This window comes from Halodesulfovibrio spirochaetisodalis (genome assembly GCF_001672295.1).
Taxonomy (GTDB): domain Bacteria; phylum Desulfobacterota; class Desulfovibrionia; order Desulfovibrionales; family Desulfovibrionaceae; genus Halodesulfovibrio; species Halodesulfovibrio spirochaetisodalis.
Genome location: NZ_JXMS01000003.1, coordinates 78,117 through 97,191, shown reverse-complemented (window position 1 = coordinate 97,191; position 19,075 = coordinate 78,117). Strand labels below are relative to the sequence as shown.

At 47.0% G+C, this 19,075-nt stretch carries 19 protein-coding genes; 5 read left to right on the top strand and 14 right to left on the bottom strand.

Translation table 11 applies throughout. From position 1 onward, the window contains the following. Positions 1–88: 88 nt before the first annotated feature. Entirely contained in the window at positions 89–1,081 is a 993-nt protein-coding gene (gene hemB, locus SP90_RS02725) for a porphobilinogen synthase (RefSeq protein WP_066852310.1), read from the bottom strand. 187 nt (positions 1,082–1,268) lie between these two features. After that, on the bottom strand, positions 1,269–2,456 hold the full coding sequence (gene ahbC / locus SP90_RS02720; RefSeq protein WP_066852308.1) for a 12,18-didecarboxysiroheme deacetylase: 1,188 nt from the start codon (positions 2,454–2,456) through the stop codon (positions 1,269–1,271). 529 nt (positions 2,457–2,985) lie between these two features. Between ahbC and SP90_RS02715 the strand changes: the two genes are divergently transcribed. The 5 genes from SP90_RS02715 to SP90_RS02695 all read left to right on the top strand — a co-directional run bounded on the left by SP90_RS02715 (position 2,986) and on the right by SP90_RS02695 (position 7,415). After that, on the top strand, positions 2,986–3,447 hold the full coding sequence (locus SP90_RS02715; protein WP_157471171.1) for a YIP1 family protein: 462 nt from the start codon (positions 2,986–2,988) through the stop codon (positions 3,445–3,447). A gap of 113 nt (positions 3,448–3,560) precedes the next feature. Further along, positions 3,561–4,541, top strand: coding sequence for a YIP1 family protein (locus SP90_RS02710; protein WP_066852304.1), 981 nt, complete (start codon positions 3,561–3,563; stop codon positions 4,539–4,541). Between the two features lie 91 nt (positions 4,542–4,632). Further along, positions 4,633–6,195, top strand: coding sequence for a zinc-ribbon domain-containing protein (locus SP90_RS02705; protein WP_066852302.1), 1,563 nt, complete (start codon positions 4,633–4,635; stop codon positions 6,193–6,195). 14 nt (positions 6,196–6,209) lie between these two features. After that, positions 6,210–6,545 carry a hypothetical protein gene (locus SP90_RS02700; RefSeq protein WP_066852300.1) on the top strand — a complete coding sequence of 112 codons (336 nt, stop codon included), beginning with the start codon at positions 6,210–6,212 and terminating at the stop codon, positions 6,543–6,545. 141 nt (positions 6,546–6,686) lie between these two features. Next, positions 6,687–7,415, top strand: a complete 729-nt coding sequence (locus SP90_RS02695; RefSeq protein ID WP_066852299.1) for a hypothetical protein — start codon at positions 6,687–6,689, stop codon at positions 7,413–7,415. Positions 7,416–7,613: 198 nt separating this feature from the next. On the opposite strand, the gene fliS is transcribed toward SP90_RS02695, so the two are convergent. The 12 genes from fliS to tsf form a co-directional block, all read right to left on the bottom strand. Next, on the bottom strand, positions 7,614–8,138 hold the full coding sequence (gene fliS, locus SP90_RS02690; protein ID WP_066852298.1) for a flagellar export chaperone FliS: 525 nt from the start codon (positions 8,136–8,138) through the stop codon (positions 7,614–7,616). A 373-nt stretch (positions 8,139–8,511) separates the two neighbouring features. Continuing rightward, a complete protein-coding gene (gene tsaB / locus SP90_RS02685) occupies positions 8,512–9,300 on the bottom strand; it encodes a tRNA (adenosine(37)-N6)-threonylcarbamoyltransferase complex dimerization subunit type 1 TsaB (protein ID WP_066852296.1) in 789 nt (262 codons plus the stop codon). Then, positions 9,284–10,357: an RIP metalloprotease RseP gene (gene rseP, locus SP90_RS02680; RefSeq protein WP_066852294.1), complete on the bottom strand. Its 1,074-nt coding sequence runs from the start codon at positions 10,355–10,357 to the stop codon at positions 9,284–9,286. The genes tsaB and rseP overlap by 17 nt, the downstream gene beginning before the upstream one ends. Positions 10,358–10,391: 34 nt before the next feature. Next, positions 10,392–11,600 carry a 1-deoxy-D-xylulose-5-phosphate reductoisomerase gene (gene dxr, locus SP90_RS02675; RefSeq protein ID WP_066852292.1) on the bottom strand — a complete coding sequence of 403 codons (1,209 nt, stop codon included), beginning with the start codon at positions 11,598–11,600 and terminating at the stop codon, positions 10,392–10,394. An 8-nt stretch (positions 11,601–11,608) separates the two neighbouring features. Continuing rightward, positions 11,609–13,063, bottom strand: a complete 1,455-nt coding sequence (locus SP90_RS02670) for a pyridoxal phosphate-dependent decarboxylase family protein (RefSeq protein ID WP_066852290.1) — start codon at positions 13,061–13,063, stop codon at positions 11,609–11,611. 17 nt (positions 13,064–13,080) lie between these two features. Then, positions 13,081–13,884 carry a phosphatidate cytidylyltransferase gene (locus SP90_RS02665; RefSeq protein WP_066852288.1) on the bottom strand — a complete coding sequence of 268 codons (804 nt, stop codon included), beginning with the start codon at positions 13,882–13,884 and terminating at the stop codon, positions 13,081–13,083. After that, positions 13,877–14,635, bottom strand: a complete 759-nt coding sequence (locus tag SP90_RS02660) for an isoprenyl transferase (protein WP_066852453.1) — start codon at positions 14,633–14,635, stop codon at positions 13,877–13,879. Before SP90_RS02660 ends, SP90_RS02665 begins: the two co-directional genes overlap by 8 nt. A gap of 154 nt (positions 14,636–14,789) precedes the next feature. Then, positions 14,790–15,344, bottom strand: coding sequence for a ribosome recycling factor (gene frr, locus SP90_RS02655; protein WP_066852286.1), 555 nt, complete (start codon positions 15,342–15,344; stop codon positions 14,790–14,792). A gap of 2 nt (positions 15,345–15,346) precedes the next feature. Continuing rightward, positions 15,347–16,063: a UMP kinase gene (pyrH, locus tag SP90_RS02650; RefSeq protein WP_066852284.1), complete on the bottom strand. Its 717-nt coding sequence runs from the start codon at positions 16,061–16,063 to the stop codon at positions 15,347–15,349. Positions 16,064–16,114: 51 nt separating this feature from the next. After that, complete coding sequence (locus tag SP90_RS02645) at positions 16,115–16,885, bottom strand: glycosyltransferase family 2 protein (protein WP_066852281.1); 771 nt, start codon at positions 16,883–16,885, stop codon at positions 16,115–16,117. A gap of 44 nt (positions 16,886–16,929) precedes the next feature. Continuing rightward, entirely contained in the window at positions 16,930–18,066 is a 1,137-nt protein-coding gene (gene rffA, locus SP90_RS02640) for a dTDP-4-amino-4,6-dideoxygalactose transaminase (protein ID WP_066852279.1), read from the bottom strand. A 171-nt stretch (positions 18,067–18,237) separates the two neighbouring features. Next, a complete protein-coding gene (tsf, locus tag SP90_RS02635; protein ID WP_066852276.1) occupies positions 18,238–19,056 on the bottom strand; it encodes a translation elongation factor Ts in 819 nt (272 codons plus the stop codon). Positions 19,057–19,075 lie beyond the last annotated feature (19 nt).

Here is a 19,075-nt window from a genome sequence, read left to right as displayed (position 1 = left end):
ATGCAAATGCCCTAATGGTGCTTTTTCTGCAATGCGCCCGATATCTTTAGAGGCACATCCGCAGAGAGATTCTTTTTTATCTGACATATTATTGTACCAGTCCGCGTTTGATAATGTCTTCTGCAAAATAGGTAATGATCAGGTCAGCGCCTGCGCGCTTTATCGCAAGCAGGGATTCCATGGTGACTGCATCAAGATCAATCCAGTCATTTTGTGCTGCTGCCATGATCATGGAATATTCTCCACTTACCTGATAGGCCGCCAGCGGCAGGTCAAAGCCGTCACGAAGCATACGGATGATGTCAAGGTACGCTCCGGCTGGTTTCACCATAAGAAAATCTGCTTCTTCAAGAACATCTGCAGTGGCTTCGCGAAGAGCCTCGCGGCTATTGGCAGGATCCATCTGATAGCTTTTGCGGTCACCACTTTGTGGAGTAGATTCCGCAGCATCGCGGAAAGGGCCGTAGAAAGAAGAGGCATACTTAACAGCGTAAGACATGATAGGCAGGTTGGTGAAGCCTTCTGCGTCCAGTGCTTCGCGTAATGCCTGAATGCGACCGTCCATCATGTCGGAAGGAGCAACAATATCTGCACCGGCTTTTGCGTGGGAAATAGCAACCTGCTGCAGAAGGGTAAGAGTGCTGTCATTAGCAACGGTGACATCGTGTTCTGTTTTTTGAAGGATACCGCAATGTCCGTGGTCGGTGTATTCGCAGAGACATACATCCGTGATGACTACAAGCTGTGGATGGCGTGATTTTGCAAGGCGGACTGCGCGTTGCACAATGCCGTCCTCAGCGTAGCCTTCAGAGCCGGTAGCGTCTTTACATTTAGGAATGCCGAACAGAAGTATGGACTTGAGTCCGGCTGCAACAGCTTCCGCCAGTTGCTTTTCAAACTCCTGCAATGAGAGCTGGAATTGACCCGGCATGGAAGGGATTTCCTTGCGGAAGGCTGCGTCGTCAGTATCGACAACGAAGTATGGCATAATCAGGTCTTGCGCTGTAACGTGATGTTCACTCACGAGCGCACGGAGTGCCGCAGTACTGCGAAGACGTCGTCCTCTGAAGAAGTCTGCCATGAGATCCTCCTGATCTTAGGGATCGGTTCTGAACAGTTTCAGCATAGGAAGTGTGGTGAAAGTAGAAGAACCGTTGAACTACAGGGTAGTGCAGGGTGTATTGCTGAAACTCTCTGTATAAAAGGACTCCCGCTCTTCCAGAGCGGAACAGCGGGAGCCGGTAAATCATACTGTAACGGGTAGGCTGTTACTCTGGACGAATTTCATCGTCGGTAAGGTAACATGCAGGATCCTGCGCCCACTCGTCGCCGTAAACAGCCTCAGCGCGGGCACGGAAGTTACCGCCGCAGATGTTGAGGAAGCGGCATTTTGCACAACGTCCACCAACATGCTGTTTTTTATCTTTCATTTTGGAAAGAAGCTCAATGTCCATGTCGTCCCAGATTTCGGAGAACGGACGTTCGAGAACGTTGCCGAATACTTTTTCTCTCCAGAACTGGTCAGGGTGAACGCTACCATCCCAGCTGATACAGCCTATACCGCGACCGGAGCTGTTGCCTTCGTTGAACTGAAGCAGTTCAAATACTTCTTTAGCACGTTCCGGATCTTCGCGCAGCATGCGCATCCATACGTATGGACCGTCAGCATGGTTGTCTACGGTAAGAACTTCTTTTGGATGACCTGCATCGTGAAGTTTTTTGGTTTCATCCATGATGAGATCAACAACGTCACGGGTGGTCTGGTGGTCGAGGTCTTCTTTAATAATTTCAGAGCCGCGGCCGGAGTACACGAGGTGGTACAGGCAGATACGCGGGATTTCCATGTCTTTAAGAAGCTGGAAAACTTTCGGAATTTCAGGTGCGTTCTGCTTGTTGATAGTAAGGCGTAAACCTACTTTGAGGCCTTCTGCTTTACAGTTTTCAATACCTTCAAGAGCTTTCTTGAAGGAGTTTGGAACACCGCGGAATTTGTTGTGTACTTCTTCCATACCGTCGAGTGAAATACCAACGTAGGAGAGACCAACTTCTTTAAGCTCGCGGGCTTTCTGCTTGGTGATGAGAGTACCGTTAGTAGAAATTACTGCACGCATGCCTTTGTCGGTTGCATGTTTTGCAAGTTCTACCAGATCCTGACGAACGAGTGGTTCACCACCGGAGAAAAGCATAACAGGTGCGCCGTACTGTGCGAGATCGTCAATAATCTCTTTACCTTTTTCTGTGCCAATGAGGTCTTTATGCTTATCAGGGTCGATAGCATGAGCGTAACAGTGAACACATTTAAGGTTGCAGCGCTGGGTCATATTCCATACGACAACAGGCTTTTTATCTTTTGAAAACTGCAGCAGGTGGGAAGGAAGTTTGCCAGAGTCCCTGCCGTAACGCAGCGCGTCGGAAGGTTCAACCTGACCACAGTAAAGTTTTGAAATGCCTATCATTGTGACTCCTTATAATATGAAAAGGCGTAAAGCCGTCTGACCCAATGTGAGGCTCAAGGAGCCTCAATAAAAGACAAAAAAAGGGAAATTCCCTTCTAAACAACGTATTGTAGAATCTGTAGATGCAAAGTACGTACAGCGAACGTACAACGCAGCTTTTCCTTACCAAACTACCTCTCACAGGGCAAAGAATTTCCTGAGTCTCAAATAGAATCAGAGTTTTTATTATAAATTAGAACCGCTGAGGTAGGAGAAGCGGTCTTTGCATTCATTGTAAGATAGCGGTAATGGTGCTGGAGTACGTAAAATCAGCAGCGGAAACGATAACTTTCATCTTTCTAGTAGTAATTATTACTGGTACAGAAAGGTCTATACCGCATAATTATAATATGTGCCAGCAGATGTCGAAGAGACATTTGTATTTAAATAAAGTTAGTAAAGTATGGCGGTTATCTTGATTGAGCCTTACCTGAGACCCACACGGTTTTTTTCTGAAAAAAGCACAAAGTCTTTGCCGTGGCGTAACCTTTTGTTTGCTATGGGAATATTGGTCAGTATTCCATTTGCCCGAATCGCACTTGGCAATCTGGTAGGTGCAATGGCAGAGGAATATTTTGCGCCGCACACAGTGATTTTTGCTTTTTCTTTATGGCAGACTCCGCTGGCCGCTGCGCAGCAGCAAGTTTTGCTGTTGCCGCTATATGCGGCAGGAATGTTGCTCTATGCCTTGTTTATCCATGCGATGCTCTGGCTTGCAAGGGGGAAAAATGCTTCGTATGCTGCAACATTGCAGTGTGTGTGCTATGCTGCTCCTTGTTGGTATCTGACTATTTTTCCATACTCAGGGGTACCGGCAGCACTGGTGTATGTATCTATTTTTCTAGCCTATAGCTTGCGGGCAACGCATCATACGAAGTGGAGCAGGGTTTTGCCGGTAATTGCTATGGGTTTTCCGGTGCTTTTTATCATTTGCAGCCTGCTCTTTCCCTAAGGTAATAATTTGTATATTGCATTGATGCAGGTCACACTCTTTTGATTTTTTCCAGTGCTCCGAAATTGTCTGTGTTCTTTATCGGAGCCTGAGTAATTATATAAGGATAGAATATGGAAATTCGTTGTCCAGAGTGCGGGTACACTCGTATCATAAATTCTAAGCTTGTTTCATCGGACTTGACCGTTGCCACTTGTCCGAAGTGTAAGTCTACGTTCCGTTTCCGTTCAGGTGAGGAAGACGAATCAAAGACATTGCTTGAAGAAAAGCAGGAAAATGTTCAGCAATCTTCGTCTGCAGAAGAAGTGAGATCAGGTGAAGCAGAAGGCAGCGAGGCAGAAGAACAGAGACGTCCGGTTCGTCCGGAAGATTTATACCCGCCGTCAGTCTATTCAGAGCAAAGGGAAGAACAGGCCGATTCATCAACACCGCAGCCTGACTCTGCGCAGGATACTGATCCGTTGCGTATGGTGTACTCTGACGGCAAGCCTCTTGATGACGGTATGCCGTCGGATGTTCCTTGGGCTGAAGTCAAGGAGCTTGGCTTTTTTCCTGCTATTTCCGCCACAATACGAGGTGTGCTTTCAAAGCCGACACTCTTTTATGAAATTATGAATAAAAACGGAAAGTTTTCTATTCCGTTCAGTTTCTTTATTCTTGTTTCACTTGTTGCCGTACTTGTTGAGACTGTTTGGCAAAGCGTAGTCGGGAACCCATTTTTCCCGGCTGAAATCAAGCCGATGACAATTGATGAATTGTTTTCAATTTTGTTTGTCAGCCCGCTTATTCTTGTCATCTATTTGTATTCTACAGCAGCTATACTGCATACGGCGCTTAAATTGACCGGAGCGGCAAGAGGAAAGATAGGGGTCACGTTGCGGGTGCTGTGCTATGCCTCTGCTGCTGATTTGCTGTCTGTCATTCCTGTTGTCGGGCCACTGGTCGGCGGCATCTTGAAGTTAATTATCATCGTGAAAGGTCTCAAAACAGCGCATGGCACATCCTACGCGCGCGTAGTTCCTGCGGTTGGCTTTCTCGTAGTATTGCTTGTTTCGTTTGTCGTGTATACGTTGAAATCTCAGGGAATCATCTAGTCTGTTCGTGCTCTGAGAGCATGCTGAGTTACGTTCTGGTTTTGTCACGCGGCTGTTTCAGCGTGAGGTATTTGTTTTTAAGAGGGTGTTCATGCTTATTACATGTCCTGAGTGTCAGTTTGCGCGAAACATTAATACAGATTCAATTCCTGCAACGGCGCAGCTTGCAACGTGTCCGCGGTGCAAGTCAAAATTCCGTTTTCGTGTTCTGGATGATGAAGCCGCAGACACAGATAGTGTACCTGAGGTAACTGATGCGAAAAATCCAGGAAGAAGTGAGGCTGTCAGAGCTGCTACTGCAGGGGCATCACAGAGTAAGGCTGCAAAGGCGGCTGGTGCACGGAAAAACCGCGCAGTAAAGACTGAAGCAAACTCTGCAGACGAAGCGGTTGAAGAGTATATCGAGTCTGCAATGGTTGCAGCCATGCAGGATGAGATAGAAGAGCTACTTCGCGCAGAGGTTGTTGATGCAGCTCGCGCAGAAGTGCCTGCAACCCCGAAGGAAGCAACGCAACGCGTGCAGCCGTCTCAAATGAAGCCTGCTCATCCGGCACCTTCAACAGAGCCTCCAAAAGCGAATATTTCCAAAGAGGTTCGCACCTCTTCTAACGCCGGTAAACCAGCCAGTACTGCAGGTGCTAAAAAAAGTGCTGCAGAGCCGGTGGCAGATAAACGAGCTTCCTCTTCAGAAGCTCAACGTGCCTACAAGCAACAGAGCGTTCAATCTTCCTCAGTTGCTGGGGGACAAGGTACACACTCTGCGCCTGTAACTGGAACACGCGAAAGTGGACATGTTTTTGTGCAGGATAAAGCTGCTGAAGAAGCAGCTGTGAGCCGGTATGCGCATGAACAGAACTCCACAAATCGAGATACAGCCGCGGCGCACATTGTTCCCAATGCAGAGAAAGCAACTGATATCTGGGATGCCATTGCTGCCATGGGCGGTGAGCATGAGTGTACGGAGACCTTTGCCCCCGGTTGCGGTGCGCAGGTTCACATTATTCCTTGGGAAGATGGAAGGTTAGGAGCCTTCAACCGCCTTTTCAGCACCTTCAGCAGTGTGCTCCGTCATCCTGTTCGCTTCTGGCGTGGGGTGAATGCCAAGCCTTCAGCTATCTTGCCGTTCTTGTTTTATATTTTACTATGTGCTCTGTCCTGCGCGGCACTTTCCGGCTGGGGATATGTTTTGCTGACGTATTGGAGTTCCGTGGTTGCAGCAGTGCAGGCGGTGTTGCCGGAAATGACGCTGTTGCCGGAAATGACGCTGTTGCCGCAGGAGCTTACGGTTTCACAGCTTGCACAGCTAATGCCTGAACCGGAAATCCTTGCAGCCATAGGAGCTGGGATACTTGCATTACCGTTTATAGTAGGTACTGTGACTCATGCATGTGCACGGCTGGTCGGGGGCGACCCTGTTCCATTCAGTACTGGAATAAAGTGTGCATCTTATAGTTTCGGTGCATTTCTGGGATTGTTGTTACCCATTCCCGGACTACTTGTGCTTTTTGTATATTTCCCGCTATTATACATCAGTGGGGTACGCATCGGTTATAATTTGTCATTGGGCAAAACAATTGTATTTCTACTGACAGTTTGTCTTTTGCTTGCAGCTTCAGCATTTGGTGTTTTAGCTGCAGGAGTCAGTTTTATGTAGCATAAGGAGCGGGCATGTTTTCATGGCTGGCAAGCGCATTTCGCCGTCTTACTGACAGTATTCGATACAAAGAAAAAGTATCACCGGAAGCCATCCGTGTGCTAGCCGCTGAGTTGCGGGAACTGGCGCAGGTTGCTGAAATGTTTGCCACAGATGAAGTGACGCCCATTGACCGGATAAAACGTATTCAGTCTGAAACTGGACAGCTTATAGAATTGACAGGGCGAGCCGAATTTCGCAGGCTTTCTGTTCAGCGTCGGTTGGAACTGCATGATTCTCTTGTGGATTCAAAACGGCATTTATTGAATACAATGCAGGCAACGCCTGTGCCTACGGATGTTATCCAATAGTTTTTTTGTCAATAAAAGTAGATTGATATGCCTGAAGAGGCGGTTGCGAATGAGCAGCGTTCTCTCTCAGGCATTTTTTTTGCATATTCACAGTATACGTAAATAAATGCCATTTTTCTGACATCGAGAGTAAGGGTTGTTATGAAACACATAGTATCTTTTTCTTTACTGGTTATGTTGTGCGTTGCGATGCTCACCTTAGGCGGTTGTTCAACGCCGACTGTCCAGACCTCTATCGAGCCTGTTCCTTCAGGAATCAATCCTGCCATGTTGTGGAACAGTGAAATTATTTGGGATGAATGGGTACGCAGCGGCGAACTGCGTGTTTCAGTACATCCGGCAACAACACCGAATGCTGCACCGACAGCAGTATTTTTCCCATTTCTTCCAACTGTGACCGTACGCGACCCGCTTGAAACAGGCACAGCAATTGCCAAAGGGTTCTGGCAGGAGTGGTTGCGTGAAGCACCGTTCACCGTGCTTGAATTCAGAGAAATGACAACATCATACACTCCAGAATACGCGGTTAAGATTGCACGTGAGCGTGGAGCATTATTCGCAGTTACCGGTACGCTTACCGATTTTTATGATGGTGGCAGTGTGACTGGTGCAAGACTGGGTGTGACACTGAATATTTATGACACAAGAAACGGTGGACTGATCTGGTCTATGAAGCAGTTTGCCTACATGGATAAAGATAGAACTCGCGATTTCCTGCTCTTCAAAGCAGAAAGCAGATTGCCGTCTGACCCGATGTGGGTAGTGACAACTGCAATTGCGCGGTGCATGAAAAAACCTGTTCAGCAATGGGCAGGGCAGTGGGCAGCCATGGAGCAGCTAAATAACTCTCAAGAAAATGCTGCATTTTAGTTGAGTGAATACAAAGCGTAGTGTGTACCATCACACTGCGCTTTTTTAGTACACGAGAGTGTACTGCTTGTAGCTAAAAAGAGTAGAATGTCGTATTTTTTTGATAAAATGTACGTAAATTTTCCTCTAAAAAAAAGACCACTTTGATGTAAGTGGTCTTTTTTTTAGGCTTTGTATAAAGCAAAAAATGATAACAGGCTACGAGCCAGCCATTTTTTGGTACATAGCTGCACCAGTACGACGTGCTGGCTGTGATGCCGGCTGAGCTTGTTGCTGGTTGAATACAGCGGAATTCGCATGTGCAGTTGTCTGAGTACTCGGCACAGATTTGTTATTTTTCATAGCCTCAATAGCTTCGGGAGTATTCACGATGTGGGCATAACCTTCGCGAACCCCATCGATAATTTTGATAACTTCATCAATAAGAGCTGGGTCCATGAGAAGGTTCGCTTTCAATAATCTAGTATTACAGAAGTAGTAAAGGTCATGGAGGTTTTGAGCTATTTCACCACCAGCTTGCATGTTAAGGCTACCATCAAGCTCATTAATGATATCCATAGCACGGGTAATAAGCATCCCTTTTTTTGCAACATCATTTTCTTCAATACTGGTTTTGGCCTGATTTAAGAACTTGATGCAGCCCTCGTAGAGCATGATCAATAGCTGACCTTGCGACATGGTGGAAACCTGAGTGGAGAAATAGGCGTTTGCGGCCGTTTTCATTGGGTGCTCCTCATAAACTTCTGACAAATTATTTACAGTAATTGCGGGAAGGTAAGTTTTATGTGTTTTGCGACAGGTATATTAATGCCATGAGTCGGCAAAAATTTCCTGCTCACACTATTCCCCCAATAGATAAAGCAAAGCAAGTGCCAAGGCTGAGCATTTATTCGCCTCTAAACCTTGTTAAAGGACATATCGGCATTGCGCAGAATGCCTTTAGAAGAAGATTGTTAAGAGTCTATAAAGAAGTATGATTTTAATGGCATTTAATCGAGCTGCAACAGGAAGTTTCTGATGGGGGAGAGTTTGATATGTAAAAACAGGCGAAGTAAAGAATACTCCGCCTGTGATATGTATGCTATAACAGATAATGTTAGGACGTAATGCTATTACCAGGCAGGCTTGATGTCAGGTCTGAGAGCCGCTGGCGTGCCTCTTCTGGATCAATTCCTTTCATAGACACAATATAGTCGAGGTTTTCTTCCGCGTCACATGGACGAAGATATAGCGGCTCAACAGGAGCATCTGTGTATTCAAGCAGTGACGCAATACCGAGTAACGTCTCAGGCTTCGGGTGTGAGAAGCGTTCATCTAACAAAATTGCTTGTGGAATTTCAGTTTCAAAATATTCAAAGTTTTTTTGAACTCCGGTTCCGAGCAGGATTGTCTCAGTTTTGCGTTCTGCAATCATTGCCGCGAGAGATTCAATGCTTCCAGCAGATGGCTCTGTCACAGGAATTGGTAAGCCGTCGGTCGAGCACTCTTTAAATGCTTGAAAATGAACTTGTCCACGCCGTGCATGGGTGATGACCCACACTTCTTTACTTGTGGTTGCACAAACATCCATAGCAAGTGCTGGAAGATAATCCATGCCTGCCATGGGATATCCATGTGAACGGGCAAGCCCAAGAGCCGTTGCAAGAACAAGTCTAAGCCCAGTAAAAGAGCCGGGGCCTCGCACGCAAGCGATTTTTCCGATATTCTCCAAAGAAAGTGACATTGTTTTTAGCCCTTCCATAAGAGCTGGCAGTAAAACTTGCATGCCTTGGCGTGGGGAGAAGATTTCTTTTGTAAAAAGAAGCTGTTCTTTTTGCCCGCAAACTATTTGTAAGCGGGCTTCAGCGCTATTGAAAACGAGTGTTATTTTAGAGTCTGCGGACATCGTTGAATGTAGCCCATACCATGAGTGTTAACAGTAAGAAAATGCCGACGCGTATTGAGTAGTCCATTACTTTAGCAGGAACAGGTTTGCCCACAACCATTTCATAGATCAGCATGACCAGATGACCGCCGTCTAACACAGGAATCGGAAGCAGGTTCAGCACGCCAAGGTTGATACTGATAAGGGCAGCGAGAGCAAGAACAGCAACAATACCCTGTTCTGCCTGCTGGCTGACAAGCTGAGCGATCATAATAGGGCCACCCACTGTTTCAGCTGGGATTACCCGTTCTATAAGCTTAATAAAGCCTTCAACAGTCAGGACAGTCATATCCCAAGTCTGTTCAAGGGCTGCAGGAGCAGAGCCTACAAGTCCAAGCTCGATCTTTTCTGTTTTACCAGCAGCCTGAATACCAATGAGGTATGTTTTTTCGTCTTCACCAAAAATGTTTTTACGGGAAAGTAATGACGGCGTTACGTTGAATGCCATATTTTTACCGTCACGTTGCACAACAATGTTGAGCTCTTTTCCCTGACTTTTAGCAATGTTTTTGGAAATATCTTCCCAATAGTGAATTTGCACACCACTAATTGATGTTATTGAGTCACCTTTTTGGATCCCCGCAACTGCTGCAGGGCTGTCTGGGCGAATATTTCCAACTTCTGGAAGAAGCTGAAATTGGCCATTAGCAAAAAAAAGCGCCCAATAAATCAAAAAAGCAAGCAACAGGTTCGCGACTGGACCGGCTGCAACAATACATATGCGCTGCCATGGTTTACGTCTTACAAAACTGTCTGCTTCTGTAAATTCTTGGTTTTCAGGGGAGTTTATGTCGTCATCCGGGCTTTCGCCGACCATGGAGACGTATCCGCCAAGAGGAATGGCAGAGAGTTTGTATTCTGTTCTTCCGCGCTTGAACTTATAAAGAGCAGGGCCGAACCCTAAAGAAAATGTGCGGATGCCAACACCGAATGCACGAGCAACACTGAAGTGCCCGAGCTCATGGAAGAAAATAAGTCCGCCTAGAACGAGGATAATTGCTATTGCACTGCTTAGCATATTGCTTGGATACTCCGTGAGTTAATCGTGCCGGTTACAGCGCGCTTGCCCATTCAAGAGAGCGCTTGCGCGTTGCACTATCCAGCGCAATGATGTCTTCAATGGAAGCCGGGGTGACCATGTCGTGTGCTTCCATAGCTTTTTGAATAAGCTCTGGAATTTGCAGGAACTGTATGTTGTCTTTCAAGAAAAGCTCCACAGCAATCTCATTTGCTGCGTTAAGAACAACACCAAGTCCTTTTCCACCCCGTAATGCTTCACGCGCCAATTCTAGACACGGAAAAGAAAGTATATCAGGTTTTTCAAAGGTCAAGTCACCGCAGGAAATTAAATCAAGCGGCGCAACGCCTGTCTTCATTATTTTCGGCCAGCCGATGCAATAGCCAATGGCTATACGCATGTCTGGTGGTCCCATATGGGCAATTTGTGAGCCGTCGTTGTATTCGACAAGTGAATGAATAATAGATTGAGGGTGCACTACAACTTCAATGGTGTCCAGAGGAACACCGTAAAGGTGGTAGGCTTCAATAACCTCAAGCCCTTTGTTCATGAGTGTGGCAGAATCTATGCTGATTTTAGGCCCCATAGACCAGTTGGGATGGGCAAGAGCTTCCTTGCTGGTGACTGTGGATAAGAATCCTCGGCCTTTTCCGCGAAACGGGCCACCTGAAGCCGTTAAGATAATGCGTCGGACTTCGGACTCATCATGTCCTGAAAGTGCTTGAAATATGGCATTGTGTTCTGAATCTACTGGCAGAAGAACAGCGCCTGTGCGTTGGCAGACTTCGCGGATAAGATCGCCAGCTAAGACTAACGATTCTTTGTTTGCCAAAGCAATAACTTTGCCTGCTTCAGCAGCGGCAAATGTTGCCCGGAGGCCTGCTGCGCCAACTTGTGCAGACAGAACCGTTGAGGCTTCGTCGAGTTGCGCCATCTGTGCATACCCATCGCCGCCAACAAGAATTTCTGGTGAATAATCAGCAGGAAGAGCTGCACGGAGTTCATTGGCTGCATCTTCTGTGAGAACCGCAAGATACGCTGGACGCCATTGTACAGCTTGCTGGGCAAGCAGAGCAACATTACGGGCACCTGCCAACCCAATGACGGAAAATTTTTCCGGTTGCTCATCAAGTACTTTGAGAGCGCTTGTGCCGATAGAGCCGGTAGAACCCAAAATGACAATTGAGCGTGGGAAGGTTTCAGCGTATGCCCTGTCAGGCATGGATGAGATGTATTTGATCACAAAGTGTCCTAGGAGCGCTGTGCGGCGAGCTTTGCGCCAGTCTCGGTCATAAAGTTGAATAGCAGCGTGATATCGTCATCTGTGGTGCGATGGTTAGCAACGCACAAACGAATGACCCCCTTGCCGCAAATACGGGCAGGAGTCATAAAACCGAGACCGCTTTTTTCGAGTTTGCTCAGTATTGCAACCTGAAGGTTGTCCAGTTCTGTCTCAGACCAAGAGCAACAGTTATCGGGAATGTAGCGGGCACAGGCCATGGACAGCTCAACATCACACACTGTCTCCCAGTTTGGAGAATCAGTTGTGAGCTTGTAGAACAGTTTAGCTTGTTTATGGTTACGTTCCACAATTTCAGCCAGACGTTTAACACCATAGGTTTTAAAGGCAAACCAGAGTTTGAGAGCACGCCCTTGTCGGGACAGCTGGAAATTGGTGTTTTTCAAATCCCAGTCTGTTTCCTGCCCAAGATATACAGCCTTGGCAATAAAGGTGTCTTTCTGCTGCTGCTTGTTTTTAAAAAGTGTAATGCCGCATTCAAGAGGAATAAAGAACCATTTGTGTGGATCAACAGCAATGGAGTCTGCTCGATCGATTCCTTCAAGAAGCGGACGAAGCTTTTCAGAAATCATGGCAGCGCCGCCATAAGATGCGTCTACATGCAGCCACAGGTTCATCTCTTCACAGATGTCTGCAAGCTCGTTGAGCGGGTCAATGGAGCCGGTTGATACCGCGCCAGCTTGTGCAACAACACTGTACGGCTGCATACCGGCCATTTTGTCGGCTTCAACCATGCGGCGCAATTCTTCTGGAATCATGCGACAGTTTTCGTCTGTCGGGACACTGCGAACATTGTTGTGCCCGATGCCCAGCAACATGGCGGAGCGGTATACAGACATGTGGCCCTGATCGGAAACATAGACTGTAAGGGGCTTATCAAGACACTGCATCCCTTTATCTGCAACTTCCGGCGCGTGGGTGTGGCGGCCGACAGTCATACCCATGAGGTTGGCAACCGTGCCACCGGAAACCAGCGTTCCGCCCCATGTGTCGGAGTAGCCGAACATTTCAGCAAACCAGCTGAGAACAACTTTTTCCAAAATGGTGGCCGGAGGGCTGCCTTTGTATAACAGTGGTGCCTGATTAAAGCCTACACTGAGCAGCTCTCCGATGGTTCCTGCCGGTGAAGGGCTTGTTGTGATCCATGCAAGAAAGCGGGGATGGCCGATACGTGTACAGGCAGGTTTAAACGATTTTTCAACCTGATCCAAAACGTCATCCGGAGAAGAGCCTTCCATCGGCATTTCTTCGAACAACGAATCTTTGATATCTTCCATTGGAATACGTGTAACTACTGGCTCATCAGAAATACTTTTGATGTAGTCACCAATAATTCCAGTAACTCGCTCCAGATGGTCATCAAGATGTTCAAGATCTAGTGAATGGTGCTTATGTGAGTCACCCATAAGTCATTCCCGTCCGGTTAAAAAAATGGGTAAATGCTTTGTGCAAACCAGTAGGTTGGCAACACCAGAAGAATAGAATCAATACGGTCAAGCACGCCGCCATGCCCCGGAAGTATTGTTCCGGAATCTTTTACGCCTACTGTTCTTTTTAGTGCAGATTCAAAAAAGTCCCCAAGCTGAGACGCACAGTTTAGGAGTACGCCAAGCAGAAGGTAAGCATACCATGGAGCTGTTCCGAATGTCAGTCCAAGCCCGATACAAATAAGACAGCAGCCAAGCATCCCACCAAGAGAGCCTTCAACTGTTTTTTTAGGACTGACTCGAGGCCATATTTTGTTTTTGCCAAAGAATCGACCGGCATAAAATCCACCGATGTCTGAGGCAAAAGCAGCAAAAAGAACAAGAATAAGTTCTACGCGCTCAAAACTGAGTGCTGCCTGCAGGAGCAAAGGCAGGTACAATACGCCGCCTGTAATGATTTGCGCCTGCGTAAAGTCGGCATCGTCACGCATGCTGATGCCGTATTTACCAAGAAAGGCAAAGTTACTGATCCAAAAGGTGAGCGCAATAAAACCGACTACAGCACCTGGCAGATTAAGATAGGAAGCAATCAGAATTGCAATCCCCATAAGACAACCGAGCAGTTTGAGGGTCATCTTTTCGTTGCGGGGCCAGAACATAGTGTAGAATTCGTATTGTCCCACTGCGCTGGCTGCGAGTATGCCTGCAAGCAGGGCCCAGTCACCGATAACAAGAATGGCTATGAGTACAGGGAGGGCAATGAGCGCTGTCATCCAACGCTGTCTGTGAGAATTAGTCATTGTTTAGCTGGTCTCCGGTCTTTCCGAAACGGCGTTCCCGTGCGGCATATGCCTTGAGCACGTCGTGGAATTCCTCAATTGAGAAATCCGGCCATAAGGTTTCGGTGAAATACATTTCGCTGTAAGCATGCTGGAACAGCATGAAATTTGAGAGGCGGACTTCCCCACTTGTGCGGATCATCAGGTCTGGGTCAGGAATGCCGGAAGAGTAAAGTCTTGCGGCAAAATTTTCTTCTGTTACATCATCAACCGCGAGTTCGTCAGCTACCAGTTGTTTGGCAGCACGGATAATCTCGTCTCTACCTGAATAGTTTAAGGCAAGATTAAGTGTCATAGAGGTATTCTTTTCGGTTTTTTTAAGAGCATGCTGCAATGCCGTTCGTGCAGCAAGCGGTAATTCACTGATTTCACCGAAAATGTTGAGCTTGATGTCCTGTTCCATAAGAGCCGGAAGTTCTTTTTTTAAAAAACTGACAAGGAGCTCAAAAAGGAAGGTAACTTCCTTTTTAGGACGTGCCCAGTTTTCACGTGAGAATGTGTACAGAGTCACATGTTTAATCCCGAGCTTACGAGATTCCCGTACAACTCGCTGTACTGTTTCAGATCCGGCACGGTGTCCTGCCGTGCGTTCTTCACCCCGCTGCTTTGCCCAGCGTCCGTTGCCATCCATAATGAATGAAACATGGACAGGGAGAGTCTCAGGGGTATTCCAGTCCAGTACTTGTGAATTTGCCAAAACATACCTCAGCATGCGGTTGAGTAATAAAACAAACGTTGAGTTATAAAAGGAAAGCCTGTCACCCGTCAAGAAATCGAATCTACGCAGTTGATAAGAGCATAACAAAAAAAGGCCGGATGGAGCATCCGACCTTTTATGACTGATATTCAGCCGAAGCAGCGGGAAATTAAATTTCCATAATCTCTGCTTCTTTTTCATTTCCTTTTACGTCTGCCTTGGCAACGAATGAGTCAGTAAGTTTCTGAACATCATCCTGACCACGGTGACAATCGTCTTCAGAAATGTCTTTTGCTTTTTCAAGCTTTTTCATCTGTTCGTTAGCATCACGACGAACGTTACGGATAGCAATCTTAGCGTCTTCAACGCTCTTTTTCGCAAGTTTAACAAGTTCACGACGACGCTCTTCAGTCAGCATCGGAATAGAGATGCGGATGAGTTTTCCGTCGTTCATTGGGGTGAGGCCGAGGTCTGAGTTAAGGATAGCTTTTTCAACGAGAGGAAAAGCACCTTTGTCCCAAGGCTGAATTGTAATGGTGCGGCTTTCCGGAACAGCAACAGATGCAAGCTGTCCAATCGGAGTTGGTGCGCCATAGTAGTCCACAACAATGTGGTCTACAAGGCTAGCGTGCGCGCGACCGGTGCGTAAGCGGCTGAATTCGCGATCCAGAGCCGTTAACGCTTTTTCCATTCTTTCTTCGGCATCAAGAAGAATATCATCCATGATTAGCCTCCGTGTACGATTGTACCAACATCTTCACCAAGGATAACTTTACGAACGTCACCCTTGAACAGGTTACAAACCAAAATTGGCACATTGTTTTCCATGCACAGCGAAATGGCAGTAGAATCCATTACTCGCAGGTTTTTCTGAAGTACCTCGATAAAACTGAGGGACTTAAACATAACCGCATCATCATTTGTTACAGGATCTTTATCATAAACACCGTCTACTTTGGTAGCTTTAATGATAGCCTGACATTTTAACTCCATACCCCGCAGCGCAGCAGCAGTATCGGTAGTAAAAAACGGGTTGCCGGTACCGGCAGCACAAATAACGATCCGGCCTTTTTCCAAATGGCGTTCTGCACGGCGTCTGATGTACGGTTCGCAAACTTCCTGCATGGTAATAGCAGAGAGAACACGAGTAGGGTGGCCGTGTTTTTCGAGATGGTCCTGAACAGCAACCGCGTTCATAACGGTAGCCATCATGCCCATGTAGTCAGCAGAGGAACGATCCATGCCTTTTGCGGAAGAAGAAATACCGCGGAAGATGTTACCGCCGCCGATTACGAGGGCAATTTGAAGTCCCATATCAGCAAGCTCTGCAATTTCAGCGCAGACTCCTGCAACTGTGTCAGGGTCAATGCCGAATTTACCATCACCGGCAAGAGCTTCGCCGCTCAGTTTAATAAGCACGCGTTTAAAGCGTAATTCGCTCATAAGTATCCTCTTTTCAGTTATAAAAGAATAACAACACTGTAGGGCAGTGTTTTAATTGTCTGCATCAAAAGGAGCACCCCAGTTTCCTTCTGTAACGCGAACGTACTTGAGGAAAGCATAAAATGCTCCGTGCACTGCATTAATAAACCCGGCCTTACCGTCAAGAAAACCGAGTTTGATGAAATAAAGTTTAATAAAGCGCATTGTTCCGTGGGAGATGCCTTTGCCCAGTCCCCCTTTCTTTCCCTTGGCGCGAAGGTCGTCTGCCCCTTGCTGCGCGTAAGAGTCAATCTTTTGCAGATGCTGGGAAAAGCTCATGTACGGATAATGCAAAATTTCGGCATCCAAGTTAGTCGTCTTTCCTTTCGGGTGAAAGGAGTAGTGTGCGCCGCTTACCTTAACATCAAGTTTCTCCGGTTTGAAAACGCGAAGCAACCAGTCAGGATACCAGCCGGAATGTTTCATAAAGCGGTTGTAGTACCAGCTTTTACGCTTGGTGTAGTAACCGGCAATATCTTGCGGTGCGCTATCTATGGCTGCAATAATTTTTTCTTTTAAAGAGGTGGTGCACACCTCATCCTGATCAAGACTTACCACCCAGTCGGTTGTAATTTGGTCAAATGCAAATTCAAACTGTGCAGCAGGCCCGTTCCAGGCGTTTTGAATAACGGTTGCACCAAGACGTTCGGCAATCGAAACAGTGTTGTCTGTTGAGAAAGAGTCGATAACAAGAACAGTGTCACAGAAACTGAGCGAGTTGATGCACTGCTCAAGCGTGTGTTCACCGTTGTATGTTAATATCAAGCCTGTGGTTGTTGCCATAATCTTCTCTGTATCTGCAGGCGTGTCTTTTTTGCAGCGGACGGCTACAGTTTTTCTAAAAAGTCAGATGCTACTTCAAGTACCTGATTGGCGCTGTCGTCTGTTAAATCATAGAACATAGGCAGGCGAACCAACGTTTCAGAAACCTTGTCTGTAACATCCAGCGAACCATGAGTACGACCGTATTTATTTCCTGCTGGTGCAGAGTGGAGCGGTACGTAGTGGAATGGGGCAGTGATGCCGTGCTGCTTCAGGTGGTTGATGAACTCTGTACGCAACTCGAGGTTCGGCAGAAGAATCTGGTACATATGCGCATTATGTGTGCAATGTTCTGGAATGGTCGGGCATTGGATGCCGCATTGCTTTTCGAATGGGCGCAAGACGTTGTCGTATTTGTTCCAGATTTCCATTCGGCGCGCATTGATAGGCGATGCATTTTCGAGAAGGGAGTAGAGGCAAGCAGCCAGAATATCACTTGGCAGATAGCTTGAGCCCACATCGACCCATGTGTACTTATCAACTTGTCCACGGAAAAATTTGCTGCGATTGGTGCCCTTTTCACGAATAATCTCTGCATGTTCGCAGTAGGATGTGTCATTGATGAGTAATGCACCGCCTTCGCCGGACATGATGTTTTTTGTCTCGTGAAAACTGAGTGCGCCGAGGTCACCGATAGAGCCGAGTGCTTTCCCCTTGTATGTGGAACCAAATCCCTGCGCTGCATCTTCTAAAATTTTAAGATCATGCTTCGCTGCTATTTCGCAGATAGTATCCATTTCACAGCCTACACCAGCGTAGTGAACAGGAACAATAGCTTTTGTGCGCGGAGTGATGGCTTCTTCAATGAGTGTTTCGTCGAGGTTGTACGTGTCCGGTCTGATGTCGACAAAGACAGGTGTTGCCCCGCGTAGAACAAACGCGTTGGCTGTGGAAACAAAGGTGAAGGAAGGCATAATAACCTCGTCCCCTTGTTTCACAGAAAAAAGAAGAGCACCCATTTCGAGTGCTGCGGTACAGGAGTGGGTAAGAAGAGACTGAGCTACGGAAAACTGCTCTTCAATCCATGTGTTACACAGTTTTGTATAGGCGCCGTCACCAGCGGTTTGGTTACGTTCAAATGCATCGCAGATGTACTTGAACGTATTGCTATTATGACATGGCTTATTGAAAGGAATGTTCACGGTGTAACCTTTTTATGTTTCTTGCTCGCGTCAATATACACACAATAGCAGCCTAGTGGTAGGGGAAAAAGCCGGTTTTCTTCTTTGAAAACGTAAAATATGGATGGCTACGCGTAAAAAAGGGGGAGAGAAAACTCTCCCCCCTTATAAGCTGGTAGATAACCGTAGCTACTATTCAGCGTCTTCTTCTTTTGCGTTGTCTTCGCCAAGCTCGAAACGAGCGAAAGAGGCAATTGTCGCGCCTTTGAGAAGGTCTTTGATAGTCATTTTGTCATCGCGGATGTAAGGCTGGTTAACAAGGGTGATTTCCTTGAAGAATTTAGCCATACGGCCGTCAACGATTTTGTCTACGATGTTCTCAGGCTTGCCCTCTTCGAGGGTTTTCTGACGCTGTACTTCTCGCTCACGCTCAACGAGGTCAGCAGGAACGCCGGACTCGTCGATAGCTACCGGGTTGGTTGCAGCAATCTGCATTGCAACGCCTTTAGCCATGTCAGCATCGTCAGAACCGATGATCTCTACGAGAACACCGATTTTGCCGTTAGAGTGAATGTAAGAGCCGATAACGCCTTCGCCGGAAAGTTCCATGCGATGTGCACGGCCAGCAGACATGTTTTCACCGAGGGTAGCGATAGCTTCTTTAACGTCAGCTTCAACACGGGTAGCGAAATCTTCAGCACCGTTAGCAAGAACGTCTGCAGCGAAGTTAGCAGCGATTTCCTGGAACTTTTCGTTACGAGCAACGAAGTCAGTTTCGCATTTAAATTCAGCAATCGCAGCACGGTTGCCTTCAACTACGCAGCCAACGAGGCCTTCAGAAGTAGCACGACCTGCTTTTTTAGCAGCTTTGGACAGACCTTTCTGGCGGAGCCAGTCAAGTGCTGCAGCTTCATCTGCGTTGTTTTCTACGAGTGCTTTTTTGCAGTCCATCATGCCAGCGCCGGTTTTTTCGCGCAGGCTTTTAACCATCGCAGCGGTAATAGTAGCCATGATCTATTCTCCCTCTGAA